Below are 15669 nucleotides of genomic sequence, written 5' to 3'. Positions count from 1 at the left end.
TTCGCCCTCACCCCCCGTGCCCGCACCTCGGACGGTCCCACATCGCTAGGATCGTTCGACGCGATGATTGCAGTCGGCAATGGAGCTGAACGGCGAGGTGAGGGTGCGGAATGGGTGTCGTGGGACTGGACGAAGAAGCAGTATCGACCTGGATCGCAGGATTGGGAATCGGCGCAACCTCGCCTCTCACCTTTCATCGGATCGGCAACGGTCAGTCCAATCTCACCTACGCGGTCCGCGACGCCGGTGGCAGTAGCTGGGTACTTCGACGTCCCCCACTGGGGAAACTGTTGGCGTCCGCACACGATGTCGTGCGCGAACATCGAATTCTGTCGGGCCTGCAGAACACGGCGGTGCCGGTTCCGAAAATGATTGCGATCACCGAGGATTCTTCGGTGTCCGAGGTCCCGCTCGTGCTGATGAGTTTCGTCGACGGGATCGTCGTCGACTCGGTGACGGCAGCCGAACAACTCGACGCCGATCACAGACGCCGAGTCGGGCTCGGCCTCACGGTGGCGCTGTCCGACATCCACCGCGTGGATCTGGACTCTTCGGGTCTGGCCGATCTGGCCAGCCACAAGCCGTACGCCGCTCGCCAACTCGCCCGGTGGACCAAGCAGTGGCAATCCACGCGCACTCGCGACGTACCCGGTATCGATTCGCTGGCAACTCGATTGGCAGCCGGCATTCCTCCGCAGCACGAGGTGACCCTGGTGCACGGAGACTTTCACCTCAGCAACGTCATCACGCTCCGCGAAGACGGCCGTGTCGCCGCGGTCGTCGACTGGGAGCTGTGCACACTCGGAGATCCGTTGGCGGACCTCGGCGGCCTGCTGGCCTACTGGCCGCAAGCCGACGACGGGGTCGCCGGTCCGTTCATGGCGTCGACTCTGCCGGGCTTTCCTACTCGGGCCGAGCTCGTCGAGTCGTATGCGCAGCACACCGGGCGCGACGTCTCCGATGTCGGATTCTGGCAAGTGCTGGCGCTGTGGAAGCTCTCGATCATCGCCGAAGGCGTCATGCGCCGTCTGGAAGCCGACTCGCGGAATCGGGCCGTGGCAGGCGGGCCGACCACGACGCTCATCGACGACATCATCACCAGGGCGTTGCGTACAGCCGACGAGATCGGCTTGTAGTCGGTCAGATCGACGCGGTCCCGATCACCAAAGTGCGAGCTGCGCTCTCGATTTCGGGCGGAATCGCCACCGGTCGGCGAGTGACCCCGTCGACGTACACGTGTACGAATCGACCCCTCGCCGCCAGCTCCAACACATCGTTGCCGGCCTCGCGGAACAACCCGAGCGAATACACGATGCTCCTGGTGCCGAGCTTCTCGACGGCCAGGCCCACCTGAAGGCGATCCGGAAAGCTCAACTCGGACAGGTATCGGCACGAGGTTTCGGCGACGACACCGATCGCCGGCAGTGTCCGGATATCGAGTCCCGTCGTCTCCATCAACCAACCGTTGACGGCGGTATCGAAATACGCGTAGTAGGTGACGTTGTTGACGTGGCCGTAGTGGTCGTTGTCGTCCCATCGCGTCGTCACGGGCCACAGAGCCGGAAAGTCCGATGCATGCGACAACTCCGGCCCGGGGTTCACCTGATCGGTCATGAACGTGACCCTAACCAGTGGCGTCGGTAGCGGGCACCGCCGGGGACTGCCGACGCAAGATTGCTCGGACCACCAGACCGACGACCAAGGCCCAGAACGCGGAGCCGATTCCTGCGAATGTCAGGCCGGACGCAGCGACGAGGAAAGTCAGAACCGTTGCTTCTCGGTCCGATGCATGTTCGAGTGCGCCGAACAACGACGCCGCGAGAGTTCCCAACAGGGCAAGGCCGGCAACGGTTTCCACCACACCTGCGGGAGCTGCGGCGACCAGGGTCGCCAGGGCCGTGGACAGCAGCGCCAGCACCAGGTAGGAGGATCCTGCGGAGAAGGCGGCGACCCATCGCCGCTTCGGGTCCGGATGGGCACTTGGATTCGCCGAGAGCGCAGCGCTGATCGCGGCGAGGTTGATCGTGTGACCGCCGGCGAATGCGCCCAGGACGGTGCCGGCTCCGGTGACGGTCATCGACGCACGCCACGGAATTCGGAACCCGAACGACGCCATGACCGTGGTGCCCGGGATGTTCTGGGACGCCATCGTGACGATGTACAACGGCACCGCGATACCTATTGTGGCCTGCCAACTCCAGTGCGGAACCGTCCAGTCGATTCGGGGAATCAGATCGGAGGCCGCGATGGGGGTGCCGCCGCCGATCAAGTCGGCCGCGATGACCGCTGCCGCCGCGAGGAACGCAGCGGGCACTGCCCAGCGCGCGCTGAATCGAAGTACCACGAGCCAGACGAGTACCACCGGCGCTATCCGAGCGGGGGAGTCGGCAAATGCAACGACCGGTGCCGCGCACAGCGGTAGCAGCACTCCGGCCAACATCGCCTGAGCGAGTGGTACCGGAATTCTCGAGACGAGCGCGCCGAGTCTCGGCCACAGGCCAGTCAGGACGATCAGCACCCCGACGGTGACGAACGCACCCACCGCGGCGGGCCACCCTCCGACCACCACGCCGGTTCCGGCGAGCAGCGCAGCGCCCGGCGTCGACCACGCCAGCGTGATGGGCTGTCTGTATCTGCGCGCGAGCCACATCATGCCCACGGCCTGGGTGACACACAGCGCCAGCAATCCGGAGGCCGCCTCGGTCGGGCTGGCACCTACCGCCCGCAGGCCCGTCAACACGACGGCGAACGAGCTGGTGAAGCCGACCAGTGAGGCCACGATTCCAGCGCTGACGGGGGTCGAGAGTGGCGTCGGTCTGTCGGCAGCGTCGGCAGTGGTCACGAGTGTCGATGATGCACTGTGGGCCGTCGCCTGTCGCGTCGTTTCGCATCGAGCCGAGTCGGCGCTATGCGTCGGCGGTCGAGTGCTGTCGGGGCACCGTCGATGTGACGTAGTCTCTTGGTTGGACCGGACCAGTCCGTACCGCTGGTTCGGCGAGTGACGGAAAGGCCGGCGCAGTGGTGATGCCCGTACATCTGAGGGACAGTCAGGTCCCGAAGCACGAACAGCTTCGCGCAATTCTGTTGCACCGCTGCACCAAGGAGCTGCAACCCGGCGATCTGATGCCCAGCGAGCGAAAACTGATGGAGGACTACGGCGTCAGCCGCATCACCGTTCGCGAAGCCATCGGCCAGCTCGTCAACGACGGACACCTGGTGCGGGTCCGTGGCAAGGGCACGTTCGTGGCCAGTCGCACCGTGCAGTCTCGTTTGCACCTGGCGTCGTTCTCGGAGGAGATGCGGGCGCAAGGGTTGACGCCGACGACGGTGGTGCTGTTCGCGCGACTCGAAAAACCCTCGGCGGCAACGGTTCGTGCTCTCGGACTGGCAGATGGTGAACAGACCTACCACGTCAAGCGTCTACGACTGGCCGATGCCGAACCGGTCAGCGTCGACGACGGGTGGTTTCGGGCCGCACTGCTCCCGGGTCTGATCGATCACGACCTGAGCAAATCGGTGTACGAGGCCGTTCAGATCCACTACGGGTTGACCATCGACCGGGCCGAGCAGACCGTCAAAGCCACTGCGGCCGACAGTGATACCGCCACCCTGCTCGGCACCAAGCGAGGTGCCCCCGTGCTGTACTTCGACCGCGTCTCCTTCAGCGGCGACGAGCCGCTCGAACACACCGAGAGCTGGTACCGCTGCGATCGGTACCAGTTGTCGATGGAAGTCGAAGGCGGGCGACGCACCTCGCAGCGTCGGTGAGATCAGGGCAGCTCGAACAGTAGGTCGCCCACTGCCACGGTGTTGTCGATGCTCGCACTCGTCACCGAATCCGGCTTCGAATCCATCAGGACCACGGGAACGACGTCCGAGTAGCCCGCTGCCGCTATCGCGGCTGGATCGTAGGTGACGACGAGGTCGCCGGCCTCGACTCGATCACCCTCTGCTGCAACGAGTTCGAAGCCCGCGCCCTTCATCTTCACGGTGTCGATACCGATGTGCACCAACACGCCCGCCTTGTCCTCGGTGAAGACGACGAACGCGTGTGGATGGAGTTTGAGGATCGTGCCCGCGACCGGTGAACGAACCTCGACCGACCCGTCGCTCGGGGCCGGGCGTAGCGCCACGCCGGAGCCGACCATCTGCGCCGAGAACACCGGGTCCGGCACGTCGGTGAGCGAGATGACCTGGCCGGCAACAGGGCTGAGGATCGCCCTGGCGTCGCTCACAGGATGTCGCCGATGTCTTCTGCGAGCGTGTCCGCTTCGGGGCCGACGATGACCTGAACTGCGGTTCCTTTGTGAAAAACGCCGTGGGCACCTGCCGCTTTGAGTGCTGCCTCGTTCACCAACGACCCGTCCTTGACCTCGGTGCGCAGCCGGGTGATGCACGCTTCGATCTCGACGATGTTGTCGGCACCGCCGAGGCCTTCGACGATCGCGTCCGCTTTGGACATGTGGGGTTCTCGCTTTCTGTCGGCGTATATCTGTCGGGTGGATCACACGGCCGGGTTGACATGTGCTTGCCACCTGGCCAAACTACAACTGGTAATGACCGGACAGTACCCCTGATGGCACCCGGTCACAACAGCGAAATCGCCCCCGAAGGACCAGCCTCGAAGAGAAGGTCGCCATGACCCCGAAGAAGACGGACTCGGTCGATACCGAGCAGAAGAAGGAATCTCGATCATTGGCCGGGCTGCAGCGGTTCGGTCGCAGCCTGATGCTCCCGATCGCTGTTCTGCCCGCCGCCGGAATTCTCCTGCGGCTGGGTCAGGACGACCTGCTGGGGAGATTCAGCGCACTGGAGACCGCCGCTGCGGTCATATCCGCCGCAGGTCAGGCGGTGTTCACCTGGCTTCCTCTCATCTTCGCGGTCGGTATCGCCATCGGCTGGGCCAAGAAGTCCGATGGTTCGACCGCGCTCGCAGCTGTGGTCGGCTACATGGTGATGAACGGCGTCTTCACGGCCATGTCGCCGGTCGTGCTCGACGGAGAGGTCGATGCCAACGGTGACCCGGCCGTGATCGACTACGGCATATTGGCAGGCATCGTCATCGGACTGCTCTCGGCAATTCTCTGGCAGCGCTTCTATCGACAGAAGCTGCCGGACTATCTCGGCTTCTTCAGCGGCCGTCGTCTGGTGCCGATCATGACGGCGATCACCGGTCTCGTTCTCGCCGTCATCATGTCGTTCGTGTACCCACTCTTCTACAGCGCTCTCCAATGGGTGGGCAACACCGTCGCCGACCACAGTGTGGTGGGCAGCGGAATCTACGGCTTCGCCAACCGCATGCTCATTCCCACAGGGCTGCACCATATTCTGAACTCCGTCGTATGGTTCCTGGTGGGGGACTACCAGGATGCAAGCGGTCAATTGGTCCGCGGAGATCTGAACCGGTTCTTCGCCGGCGACCCGTCCGCCGGAGTGTTCATGACCGGATTCTTCCCGATCATGATGTTCGCACTTCCCGCTGCGGCATTCGCGATCTACCGCAACGCCAAGCCGTCGCAGAAGAAGATCGTCGGCGGAATCATGTTGTCCACCGGCCTGACTGCCTTCGTCACCGGGATCACCGAGCCGCTCGAATACTCGTTCATGTTCGTGGCCTGGCCGCTTTACATCATCCACGCGGTGTTGACCGGAACCTCGATGGCGTTGACCAATGCCCTCGGAATCCATGACGGATTCTTCTTCTCCGCTGGCGGCATCGACTACCTGCTGAACTACGGAATCGCCACCAAGGCATGGCTGCTCATCCCGATCGGCCTGGTGTACGCGGTGATCTACTACTTCCTGTTCAGCTTCGTCATCAAGAAGTGGAACCTGCGCACCCCCGGACGTGAGGACGACGCAGTGCTCGAACCCGATCGGGCATGACCGCATCCACTACGACGACGCTCCGAGGGCGGGTCGTCACCAGCGACCAGGTGATCGAGGACGGCGTCGTCGCGTTGACGGGAGACCGAATCTCGTGGGTCGGACCCGCATCGGCGTGGCCCGGTGAAGCAGCACCGCACACGAGTTCGACGATCCTCCCAGGGTTGATCGATCTGCACTGCCACGGTGGAGCGGGGGCTTCTTTTCCCAATTCACCGGCCGTCGATCTCATGACTGCGGTACGGCATCACCGCTCCCGCGGGACCACGACGATGCTCGCCTCACTGGTGTCGGCACCGCCGGAACGGCTGATCGAGCAGACGTCGCTGTTGGCCGATCTGTACGAGTCCGGTGACATCGCAGGCGTCCACCTCGAGGGGCCGTTCCTCTCGGTCGTCCGCTGCGGCGCACAGGACCCGGCCTCGTTGCGTAGCGGAGATCCCGGACTGCTGCGCGACATACTGGGCGCGGGACGGGGAGCGGTGCGGTCGATGACCCTTGCACCCGAGATCGACGGTTTCGCTGCCGTAGCAGAGATGTTGCGGGAGAACGGGATACTGCCGAGCATCGGTCACACGGACGCCGATGCGCTCACCACCCGACGCGGTATCGAGTCGCTGGGGGACGGTCCGATCACGGCCACGCACCTGTTCAACGGAATGCCGACCTGGCACCATCGATCGCCGGGCCCGGTGAGCGAGTGCTTGGCGGCCGCGGCGCGCGGCGTGATGGTGCTCGAATTGATAGGCGACGGAGTGCATCTCGCCGACGAGACCGTGCGCGCGGTGTTCGATCTCGTCGGTGGCGCACGGATCGCGCTGGTGTCCGACGCGATGGCCGCGGCCGGTATGCCGGACGGTCGCTATCGACTCGGACCACTGGATGTGACCGTCCACCACTCGGTCGCACGGTTGTCCCGCGGCGCAGATTCCGAGACCGCTCCGATCGCGGGCGGAACCGCGACCGTGCTGGACCTGTTGCGCCGCGCCGTGCTGGACGCCGGCGTGCCCTTGGTCGAGGCGGTACGGGCTGCATCGTCGACTCCGGCGGCGTCGATCGGTCTCGGCTCCGACATCGGGTGCCTCGAACAGGGCATGAGAGCCGACGTGCTGGTGGTCGACGCGGCGTTCGAGCCGCTACAGGTGATCAGAGGCGGAACTGCAATCAGAGAGGACAGCTAGATGGAGGTCGTGATCCTCGAGGGGGTCGACGCAGTGAATCGAACGGCCGCCGACATCGTCGAACGAGTGGTACGAAGCGGTCCGGCTGTATTGGGACTGGCAACCGGGTCCACCCCGGTGGGCACGTATGGCGAATTGGCGCGACGGCATCGGGACGACGGCCTGTCGTTCGCGCAATGTCGAGCCTTCCTGCTCGACGAATACATCGGACTGGCGAAAACAGCAGAGCAGTCCTACTTTTCGTTCATTCGAGCGAACTTCGTCGACCACGTCGATCTGGACGATGCCACGGTGTTCTCGCCCGACGGCGAAGCGGACGACATCGCTGCCGAGGCGCAGCGGTACGACGCGGCGATCGCAGCCGCAGGCGGCATCGATGTTCAGATCCTCGGAATCGGCACCGACGGACACATCGGTTTCAACGAGCCCGGATCGTCACTGAGATCGCGGACGCGGGTGAAGACGCTGACCGAACGTACTCGCGTCGACAATGCGCGGTTCTTCGATTTGCCCGAGGACGTGCCGCATCACGTGCTGACGCAGGGGCTGGGCACCATCGACGAGGCGCGTCACCTCGTGTTGATCGCAACAGGGGAGTCGAAAGCGGACGCGGTGGCGGCGGCCGTCGAAGGACCGTTGTCGGCGCACTGTCCGGCGTCGACGATCCAGTGGCATCCGCACGCAACGGTGCTGTTGGACGAGGCCGCAGCGTCGTCGCTCGCACTCGCGGAGTACTACCGGTACGCCTATGCCAACAAGCCCCGGTGGCAGCACCTGTGAGTCAGCTGCGCGAGAACTCCGATGCGCGCGCGATCTGTTCGTCCGACGGCCGCACTCCGGTGTAGAGAACGAACTGTTCTGCCGCCTGCAGGGCGATGACCTGAGCGCCGGTGATCACAGGCTTGTTCGCCGCCCGGGCGGCAACGATCAGCGGCGTCTCCGACGGCATGGCGACGACGTCGAACACGGCCTTCGATGCGTCGATCTGCTGTTCGGTGAACGGTGCCGAATCAGCGTCCGGCCCGCCGGCCATACCCACCGGGGTCACGTTCACCAGCAGGTCTGCGCCCACTGCGTCGGCCGACCAGTCGTAGCCGTAGGTCTCGGCGAGGGCAGGGCCGGTGTTCGAGTTGCGGGCGACGACGGTGCCCCGGGTGTAACCCGAATCCCGCAGTGCGGCAACGACAGCCTTGGCCATACCGCCGCTGCCGGTGACGGCCACCGAGTAGTCGGTCGAGAAGCCACTCGCGGCGAGTAGGTTTGCGACGGCCTGGTAGTCGGTGTTGTACGCGTGTAAGACGCCGTTCTCGTTGACGATCGTGTTGACGGATTCGATGGCGCTCGCCGACTCGTGCATCACGTCGACCAGTTCGATGACATCTTCCTTGAACGGCATGGAGACGGCGCAGCCTCGGATGCCCAGCGCGCGAACGCCCCCCACTGCGGCGGCGAGGTCGGTGGTGGTGAACGCCTTGTAGACGAAATTCAGGTCCAACTCGTCGTAGAGATAGTTGTGGAAGCGAGTTCCTATGTTGCTCGGTCGGCCGGACAAGGACATACAGAGCTGTGTCTCACGGTCGAGGACGCTGCGCGGGTGTGCTGTTGCCATCGCTGAGACGTTACGCCGCGCACGTCGAGGCGACCGAAGCGAGAACACCCTGATCGGCCTGGGTGATCGGTAACTCGTACTGGGCAGCGACCGACAGGTACTTGCCCGCATAGAAGCAGTGGTAGGCCGCGTTCGGCGGCAACCATTGCGAGGGTGTCTTGTCGCTCTTGCTCTGATTGTCTGCCCCGTTGACCGCGAGCAGATTGAACGCCACGTCGTTGGCGAACCGAACGCGCTTGTCGGGCAACCACGTGTTCGCGCCCATGTCCCACGCAGCGGACAGGGGGTAGACGTGATCGATCTGAATCTTTCCGGCGTCCGACTTGGTGAACTGCATCGGCTCACCGGAGTACGGATCTGCGAGCGAACCCGACAGCACGACGCAGTCGCGGGTGCCGGCGCGGAACTCGACCTCGGTCATCGACAGCGCCAAGACGTTGTCGCGGGTACCGCAGCCGTCGTGACCACCCGGCCCGTCGTAGTCGTCCGTCCACGCCGGGCCGAACACACACCCTTCGCCGCTCTTGCACCCGCGCTCGTAGCCGAGGGCATCGGGCCTGGCAGCGACGACGCGAACCTGGGCGAGCAACTGCTCGATCTGAGTGCGCGTGGGACTACCCGGAGCGGGCTCGGCGGGGGAGAAACCGGGGATGACGGGCCGGTCGCACGAGCCGAACACAGCCATCACTGCCGCAGCGATCACCAGCAGTACCGCTACCCACAGCTTTCTCACGCACGCCCCATCGTCGATCTTCGTACTCCGTCATCGGTCCTCGCGACAGCAGTGTGCCGGAAGGTACCGACAGTGATCCGCTCACCCGAACCCGGCGTCAGCGAACCTCGACTACGACCTTCCCCAGCACGTGTCCGTCCTCGACGAGAGCAAGTGCCTCACCCGCGCGCTCGAGCGGGAAGGCATGGTCGATACGCGGACGAATGACGCCCGACGCGGTGAGGTCCGCCAGCCGCGCGAACGCTGCGGTGGTGCGTTCGCGATCGACTCCGGAACCGCCCCACTGCGCCGCGAGCATCGGGTCTGCGACGCTGACGATCGGTACCCCCGCCGTCACCGCGGTCGCGGCGGCGCGCAACGTCTCGCCTCCGACGAGATCGACGATGCCGTTCACCGGTCGCGAGATCGAATCGACGAAGTCGAGGCCAGAGGCGAAAAATTCGGCTCCGAGGCTCTCGATCCACTGCCGCTTGCCTGCACTCGCAACCGCGAGAACGTCGATACCGTCGGCCTGCGCGAGTTGCAGAACGGTCGAACCCACGCCGCCACCAGCGCCGAGCACCAGGATGGAATCACCCGCGCCGACGCCGAGCCGGCGCAGCGCGTCGTATGCGGTCCCGGCAGCAACCGGCAGAGTGGCCGCGGCTGCCCACGAGACGGCCTCCGGCTTGTGGGCAGTGCTCGACGCGTTGAGCACGGTGTACTGCGCATAGCCTCCGTATCCCGACGCGGTGGCTCCGAACACGTGGTCGCCCACCGAGAAGTCGGCCACACCAGCACCGGCCGACACGACAGTGCCCGATACTTCCCGACCCAGAACCGCGGGCAACGTGATCTGCACGGTGTCCTTGCGATTGCCCGCCCGCACCTTCCAATCCGCAGGATTGACCCCGGCGGCGTGCACCGCGACGAGAATCTGCCCCGGTCCCGGCTCGGCGACGGGGAGGTCCAGAAGGTATTCGGTGTCGGGTCCGCCGTATTCACTGAAGCCGTACGCGATCATGTACATACTGTGCCTCACCCAGCGACTCGCTCGGTAGCGCCTCACCTGGAGGTGTGTCGGTGCTTGCTGGTTGGATGGACCGATGCTGCACGGTCTCTGGTCTCCCGGTGCCGGGCTGATGCTGTGGGACGACGAGATCACCACCGGCGACGAACCGGATCTGCCGCCGACCCACGCGCACGTCCTCACCAGAACGTTCCGGCATCGTGCTGAGGTGTCGTTTCCGGCGTCCGGGCGGAGTGCCACCGCGCAGGCCCCGGTGAAGGTTCCGGCCATCGCGCTCGCCCCGCACGACGGTGCCGATCTGCTGTTGCGGACGCCGTCCGAGCACGCGGCGATCTCCGGTGACCTCCGCTACCTGGCGCACGTCGCCCGCGGAATCGAACGCTGGGTCCGCGGCGGTCGCGTCGTTCCGGCCCTGAAGTTGATGGACGGGCAGTGGTGGCCACGGTGGCGTCTGGTCGGGGGTGAACGTCAACGTGCCTGGCTGAGCGAACTCGCCGTCGCGATGCCGTCGGTCCAACGTGCCGGCGAGCGACCCAAGAAGATCCTCGACGACATGGTGGAGGAGCTCACCGATCCGATCGTCAGATCGGTTCTGGGTAGACCCGACTCGGAGCATCCGCTGTTGTCGGCTCTGATTCGCGACGACCCGTATGCAGATGGCACCCAACAGATATCGACGTTGCTCGAGAACTGGCGTGGAAGCCTCACCGTCGACGAACCGTCCCTGGTGCTACGCCTGCTCGAACCCGATGACGATGACGCCGTCGACAGTTCCTCCGAGGAAGCAGTGGAGTCCTACTGGACGCTGCAGGTGTGTCTGCGAGCAGACGGTGAAGCGCCGCGACCGGTTCCGATGAGCCGCAAGGTCGATGCCACCTTGCTCTCCATCGCCGTGCGCAAGCTCGGTGAGGCCGTGGCGGCGTACCCGAGACTGCGGGATCTGCCGTCTCAGGAAGGCACCCTCGATCTGTTGCTTCCGACGTCGGTCGTCATCGACCTCGTCGAACACGGGGCAACGGCGCTGCAGGCCACCGGAACGACGGTTCTGCTCCCTCGGGCCTGGACGAGGCTCGATCCGTCGATGAGGCTGCGCGTCGATTCACCCGCGGTGACGAAAGCGGCAGCCGATCGGGCGGTCGGCATGGACGAATTGGTGTCCTACGACTGGCAGCTCCAACTCGGCGACATGGTGCTCACCGAGGCGGAGATGAACAGACTTGCCGTCTCGAAGGGTGATCTCGTGCGGCTCCGCGGACAGTGGGTGCTGGCCGACGGCGGTCAGCTTGCGCGAGCCGCGAAGTACGTTGCCGAGCATCACGGCGACGGGACTGCACTGAGCACGCTGATGCGCGAGATGACGCTGGCCGATCCACCGCCGGCTCCGGTGCAGGACATCCGGGCCACCGGATGGGCGGCCACGCTGCTCGAGCCGGGTGCGGTGCCGGAGACGATTCCCGTGCCTGCCGGTGTGAACGCCACTCTGCGGCCCTATCAGCAGCGGGGGCTCGATTGGCTCGCGTTCATGAGCAGGCTCGGTCTCGGAGCGGTACTCGCCGACGACATGGGGCTCGGCAAGACGCTGCAGGTGTTGACTTTGCTTGCACACGAACAGAGTTCGACGCCGACGCTGCTGGTGGCACCGATGTCGGTGGTCGGCAACTGGCAGCGTGAGGCGGCGAAATTCACTCCGGCACTGCGAGTTCTGGTGCACCACGGGCCGGCTCGGTCCAAAGGAGACGAACTCGACCGGGCGATCGCCGAGCACGATCTGATCGTCACCACGTACGCGCTCATGGCCAAGGATCGCGCGCAGCTGGCGGAGCAGACGTGGCGTCGTGTGGTCCTCGACGAGGCACAACACATCAAGAACTCGGGGACCGTGCAGGCCAAGGCGGCGCTCGCGATCCCCGCCGATCACAAGTTGGCGCTCACCGGAACACCGGTCGAGAATCGCCTGGACGAGCTGAGGTCCATTCTCGACTTCGCCAATCCGGGCATGCTCGGTAGGCCGTCGGACTTTCGGAAGCGATTTTCGGTTCCGATCGAGCGCGAGAACGACGAGAACGCAGTCTCGCGTCTGCGCGCCATCACCTCGCCGTTCATTCTGCGCCGCGTCAAGACCGATCCGACGGTCATCTCGGATCTGCCCGAGAAGAACGAGATGACCGTGCGCGCCAACCTCACTGCCGAGCAGGCTGCGCTCTACAAGGCGGTCGTCGACGAGATGATGGCGCAGATCGCCGACGCGAAGGGCATGAAGCGCAAGGGCGCGGTGCTGTCCGCGCTCACTCGTCTCAAGCAGGTGTGCAATCACCCCGCCCATTTCCTGTCCGACGGCTCGCCGGTGCTCAAGAGGGGGCAGCATCGTTCCGGCAAGATCGGTTTGGTGGAGGACATGCTCGACTCGATTCTGGGCGACAACGAAAAAGCGTTGCTGTTCACGCAGTTCAGGGAGTTCGGTGAGCTCGTGGCACCCTACTTCGCCGAACGATTCGGGACTGCGGTGCCGTTCCTGCACGGCGGCGTGAGCAAGTCCAAGCGCGACGAGATGGTGGAGAAGTTCCAGAGCGACGACGGTCCGCCGATCATGATGCTCTCGCTCAAGGCCGGCGGCACCGGGCTGAATCTCACGGCCGCCAATCATGTTGTGCATCTGGATCGTTGGTGGAATCCGGCGGTGGAGAATCAGGCGACGGACCGGGCCTTTCGCATCGGGCAGCGCAAGAACGTCGAGGTGCGCAAACTGCTGTGCGTGGGCACCGTGGAGGAACGGATCGACTCGATGCTCGTCTCCAAGCAGGATCTGGCGAATCTGGCGGTGGGCACCGGCGAGAACTGGGTGACCGAAATGGACACCGCGGAGCTGCAGGAACTGTTCCGCCTCAGCGAGGATGCGGTGGGGGAGTGATGGTCGACTTCTCGCAGTACGGCAAGCGGCGAAAAGCCAAGGGCGGCATCGAGTCCAGAAACAAGCGCGGTGCTTTCGGGCAGACGTGGTGGGGCAGGCATTTCGTGGCGGCCATGGAAGACCTCGCGGATCCGGGTCGGATTGCTCGAGGCAGAACGTATGCGCGCCAAGGGCAGGTGCTCACTCTCGGGGTCGAGCGCGGGCAGATATACGGCGAGGTGCAGGGCAGTCAGCTCGAGCCGTTCTCCGCCTCGGTCACCGTCGACCCGCTCACGCAGGGTGAGGTCGCCGCGCTGGTCGGCAGGGTGCGATCGAACCCTGGCATGCTGGGCGAGCTTGCCTCCAATTCCATTCCGCAGGCACTGGCGTCGGTATTGCTGCCGCACGACAAGGGGCAGCTCGATTTCGACTGCACATGCCCAGACGACGGGTGGCCCTGCAAACACGCGGCGGCTCTGATGTACATCGCCGCCGAGCACATCGACGCGTCCGCCGCCACCATCCTCACTCTGCGTGGAGTCGATCTCGATCAACTGATCGAGGGCGTCGGTGACGCTGACGACGAGTTCGACCCCGATGACTGGTTCGCCGATCGCGCGTCGTTCCCCGAACTCCCCCAGGTGTCGTTCGCTCCGGCGGTGGACGATCTCGATCCGTTGATCCTGCGCCGAATCTTCCGCGCCGACGGCTCCACCGAGGCCGAGGTCAGTCGCGCCGGTGCCGATCTGAGGCAGTTCTACGACCGGATGTGACCGCTCCTGGACTTACGTGGACATCCGACTATAGGATGGTCGTACTTCACTTCCACGCTCGAGGACGGACAAACTCCATGGCTCGCGAACTCACGCACTTCATCGGCGGCAAGCATGTCGCAGGCACCTCCGGACACTTCGGGGACGTCTTCGATCCGAATTCCGGCGAGGTGCAGGCTCGAGTTCCCCTCGCGGATGTGTCCGAGGTCGAGGCTGCGATCGCCGACGCCGAACAGGCTCAACGTGAGTGGGCGAAATGGAACCCGCAGCGCCGCGCACGCGTGCTGATGAAATTCCTCGCGTTGGTGACTCGCGACATGGACGAGCTCGCGCGTCTGTTGTCCTCCGAGCACGGCAAGACCATCGCCGATGCAAAGGGTGACATCCAGCGTGGCGTCGAGGTCGTGGAGTTCGCCGTCGGCGTCCCGCATCTGCTCAAGGGCGAGTACACCGAAGGTGCAGGCGGCGGAATCGACGTCTACTCGATGCGTCAGCCGCTCGGCGTCGTAGCCGGAATCACCCCGTTCAACTTCCCCGCGATGATTCCCCTGTGGAAGGCCGGCCCGGCCATCGCCTGCGGAAACGCGTTCATCCTCAAGCCCTCCGAGCGTGACCCGTCCGTTCCGCTCAAGCTTGCCGAGCTCTTCCTCGAAGCGGGACTCCCGCCGGGTGTGTTCAACGTCGTCAACGGCGGCAAGGATGCCGTCGACGTGCTCCTCACCGACGACCGCGTCAAGGCGATCGGCTTCGTCGGCTCGACGCCTATCGCGCAGTACATCTACGAGACGGCAGCCCAGCACGGCAAGCGCGCACAGTGCTTCGGCGGAGCCAAGAACCATGCCCTCGTGATGCCCGACGCCGATCTCGACGAGGTCGCCGACGCATTGCTCGGTGCCGCATACGGTTCGGCGGGCGAGCGATGCATGGCCATCTCCGTCGCGGTTCCGGTCGGGGAGGAGACTGCCGACGCGTTGGTCGCCAAACTGACCGAGCGGGTGGCGAAGCTGAAGATCGGCCGGAGCGACGACGAGAGCGCGGACTTCGGCCCGCTCGTGGGCAGCGATGCGCTGAAGAGAGTCAACGATTACACCCAGATCGGTGTGGACGAGGGTGCCGAACTGGTAGTCGATGGCCGCGGCTTCAGCCTCGCCGGACACGAGAACGGATTCTTCGCGGGCGCAACGCTGTTCGACAAGGTCACCACCGACATGCGCATCTACAAGGAAGAGATCTTCGGACCCGTCCTGATCGTCGTTCGCGCGAAGGACTACGAGGACGCGCTGCGCCTGCCCACCGAGCATGAATACGGCAACGGCGTCTCCATCTTCACCCGTGACGGTGATACTGCCCGCGACTTCTGCTCACGCGTCCAGGTGGGCATGGTCGGCGTCAACGTGCCGATTCCGGTGCCGATCGCTTACCACACGTTCGGTGGTTGGAAGCGTTCGGGATTCGGCGATCTGAACCAGCACGGACCCGATTCGATCCGCTTCTACACCAAGACCAAGACGGTCACCCAGCGCTGGCCGTCGGGCACCAAAGAGGCGGCTGCACAGAATCACTTCGTCATTCCGAACATGGACTGATCCGG

15 protein-coding genes are annotated in these 15669 nt (G+C 64.9%); 8 read left to right on the top strand and 7 right to left on the bottom strand.

Annotated features, from left to right (window positions below; all coding sequences use genetic code 11):
* The first annotated feature begins 110 nt into the window (after nt 1–110).
* Nucleotides 111–1136 carry a phosphotransferase family protein gene (locus R4P57_RS25935; protein WP_317805735.1) on the top strand — a complete coding sequence of 342 codons (1026 nt, stop codon included), beginning with the start codon at nt 111–113 and terminating at the stop codon, nt 1134–1136.
* A 4-nt stretch (nt 1137–1140) separates the two neighbouring features.
* Here the strand turns inward: R4P57_RS25935 and R4P57_RS25930 are convergent, their stop codons facing one another.
* Nucleotides 1141–1614, bottom strand: coding sequence for a thioesterase family protein (locus R4P57_RS25930; RefSeq protein ID WP_317805734.1), 474 nt, complete (start codon nt 1612–1614; stop codon nt 1141–1143).
* A 10-nt stretch (nt 1615–1624) separates the two neighbouring features.
* Entirely contained in the window at nt 1625–2842 is a 1218-nt protein-coding gene (locus R4P57_RS25925) for a benzoate/H(+) symporter BenE family transporter (protein WP_317805733.1), read from the bottom strand.
* A 179-nt stretch (nt 2843–3021) separates the two neighbouring features.
* Between R4P57_RS25925 and R4P57_RS25920 the strand changes: the two genes are divergently transcribed.
* Nucleotides 3022–3768, top strand: a complete 747-nt coding sequence (locus R4P57_RS25920; protein WP_317805775.1) for a GntR family transcriptional regulator — start codon at nt 3022–3024, stop codon at nt 3766–3768.
* Between the two features lie 2 nt (nt 3769–3770).
* Here the strand turns inward: R4P57_RS25920 and R4P57_RS25915 are convergent, their stop codons facing one another.
* Both R4P57_RS25915 and R4P57_RS25910 read right to left on the bottom strand, forming a co-directional pair.
* On the bottom strand, nt 3771–4235 hold the full coding sequence (locus R4P57_RS25915; RefSeq protein ID WP_317805732.1) for a PTS glucose transporter subunit IIA: 465 nt from the start codon (nt 4233–4235) through the stop codon (nt 3771–3773).
* A complete protein-coding gene (locus R4P57_RS25910) occupies nt 4232–4462 on the bottom strand; it encodes a glucose PTS transporter subunit EIIB (protein WP_032393491.1) in 231 nt (76 codons plus the stop codon). The genes R4P57_RS25915 and R4P57_RS25910 overlap by 4 nt, the downstream gene beginning before the upstream one ends.
* A 176-nt stretch (nt 4463–4638) precedes the next feature.
* Here R4P57_RS25910 and R4P57_RS25905 point away from each other — a divergent pair, with 176 nt between their 5' ends.
* From R4P57_RS25905 to nagB, 3 genes are read left to right on the top strand one after another with little or no spacing between them, the layout of a single operon-like run.
* Nucleotides 4639–5886, top strand: a complete 1248-nt coding sequence (locus tag R4P57_RS25905) for a PTS transporter subunit EIIC (protein WP_317805731.1) — start codon at nt 4639–4641, stop codon at nt 5884–5886.
* Nucleotides 5883–7067, top strand: coding sequence for an N-acetylglucosamine-6-phosphate deacetylase (locus R4P57_RS25900; protein ID WP_317805730.1), 1185 nt, complete (start codon nt 5883–5885; stop codon nt 7065–7067). Before R4P57_RS25905 ends, R4P57_RS25900 begins: the two co-directional genes overlap by 4 nt.
* On the top strand, nt 7068–7847 hold the full coding sequence (nagB, locus tag R4P57_RS25895) for a glucosamine-6-phosphate deaminase (protein ID WP_317805728.1): 780 nt from the start codon (nt 7068–7070) through the stop codon (nt 7845–7847).
* Between the two features lies 1 nt (nt 7848).
* Here nagB and R4P57_RS25890 read toward each other — a convergent pair whose 3' ends face one another.
* The 3 genes from R4P57_RS25890 to R4P57_RS25880 form a co-directional block, all read right to left on the bottom strand.
* A complete protein-coding gene (locus R4P57_RS25890; protein ID WP_317805727.1) occupies nt 7849–8676 on the bottom strand; it encodes a shikimate 5-dehydrogenase in 828 nt (275 codons plus the stop codon).
* A gap of 10 nt (nt 8677–8686) precedes the next feature.
* Nucleotides 8687–9361: an HNH endonuclease family protein gene (locus R4P57_RS25885; RefSeq protein ID WP_411742446.1), complete on the bottom strand. Its 675-nt coding sequence runs from the start codon at nt 9359–9361 to the stop codon at nt 8687–8689.
* A 145-nt stretch (nt 9362–9506) separates the two neighbouring features.
* Nucleotides 9507–10412, bottom strand: a complete 906-nt coding sequence (locus R4P57_RS25880) for an NADP-dependent oxidoreductase (RefSeq protein ID WP_317805725.1) — start codon at nt 10410–10412, stop codon at nt 9507–9509.
* 82 nt (nt 10413–10494) lie between these two features.
* Between R4P57_RS25880 and R4P57_RS25875 the strand changes: the two genes are divergently transcribed.
* The 3 genes from R4P57_RS25875 (at nt 10495) to R4P57_RS25865 (ending at nt 15664) form a co-directional block, all read left to right on the top strand.
* Entirely contained in the window at nt 10495–13326 is a 2832-nt protein-coding gene (locus R4P57_RS25875) for a DEAD/DEAH box helicase (protein WP_317805724.1), read from the top strand.
* Complete coding sequence (locus R4P57_RS25870) at nt 13326–14078, top strand: SWIM zinc finger family protein (RefSeq protein WP_317805774.1); 753 nt, start codon at nt 13326–13328, stop codon at nt 14076–14078. The genes R4P57_RS25875 and R4P57_RS25870 overlap by 1 nt, the downstream gene beginning before the upstream one ends.
* A gap of 77 nt (nt 14079–14155) precedes the next feature.
* Nucleotides 14156–15664: a CoA-acylating methylmalonate-semialdehyde dehydrogenase gene (locus tag R4P57_RS25865; protein WP_317805723.1), complete on the top strand. Its 1509-nt coding sequence runs from the start codon at nt 14156–14158 to the stop codon at nt 15662–15664.
* The last annotated feature ends 5 nt before the right edge of the window (nt 15665–15669 follow it).

The organism is Rhodococcus sp. IEGM 1330, assembly GCF_033142445.1.
In the GTDB taxonomy this organism is placed as follows: domain Bacteria; phylum Actinomycetota; class Actinomycetes; order Mycobacteriales; family Mycobacteriaceae; genus Rhodococcoides.
The sequence above is the reverse complement of the archived record's forward strand: the minus strand, read 5'-3'. Positions and strand labels throughout refer to the sequence as shown.

Coding starts and splice junctions, on each gene's coding strand:
- nagB (WP_317805728.1), top strand. CDS start 7,068: ATGGAGGTCGTGATCCTCGAGGGGGTCGACGCAGTGAATCGAACGGCC.
- R4P57_RS25865 (WP_317805723.1), top strand. CDS start 14,156: ATGGCTCGCGAACTCACGCACTTCATCGGCGGCAAGCATGTCGCAGGC.
- R4P57_RS25880 (WP_317805725.1), bottom strand. CDS start 10,412: ATGATCGCGTACGGCTTCAGTGAATACGGCGGACCCGACACCGAATAC.
- R4P57_RS25935 (WP_317805735.1), top strand. CDS start 111: ATGGGTGTCGTGGGACTGGACGAAGAAGCAGTATCGACCTGGATCGCA.
- R4P57_RS25890 (WP_317805727.1), bottom strand. CDS start 8,676: ATGGCAACAGCACACCCGCGCAGCGTCCTCGACCGTGAGACACAGCTC.
- R4P57_RS25910 (WP_032393491.1), bottom strand. CDS start 4,462: ATGTCCAAAGCGGACGCGATCGTCGAAGGCCTCGGCGGTGCCGACAAC.
- R4P57_RS25870 (WP_317805774.1), top strand. CDS start 13,326: ATGGTCGACTTCTCGCAGTACGGCAAGCGGCGAAAAGCCAAGGGCGGC.
- R4P57_RS25930 (WP_317805734.1), bottom strand. CDS start 1,614: ATGACCGATCAGGTGAACCCCGGGCCGGAGTTGTCGCATGCATCGGAC.
- R4P57_RS25885 (WP_411742446.1), bottom strand. CDS start 9,361: ATGGCTGTGTTCGGCTCGTGCGACCGGCCCGTCATCCCCGGTTTCTCC.
- R4P57_RS25905 (WP_317805731.1), top strand. CDS start 4,639: ATGACCCCGAAGAAGACGGACTCGGTCGATACCGAGCAGAAGAAGGAA.
- R4P57_RS25900 (WP_317805730.1), top strand. CDS start 5,883: ATGACCGCATCCACTACGACGACGCTCCGAGGGCGGGTCGTCACCAGC.
- R4P57_RS25875 (WP_317805724.1), top strand. CDS start 10,495: ATGCTGCACGGTCTCTGGTCTCCCGGTGCCGGGCTGATGCTGTGGGAC.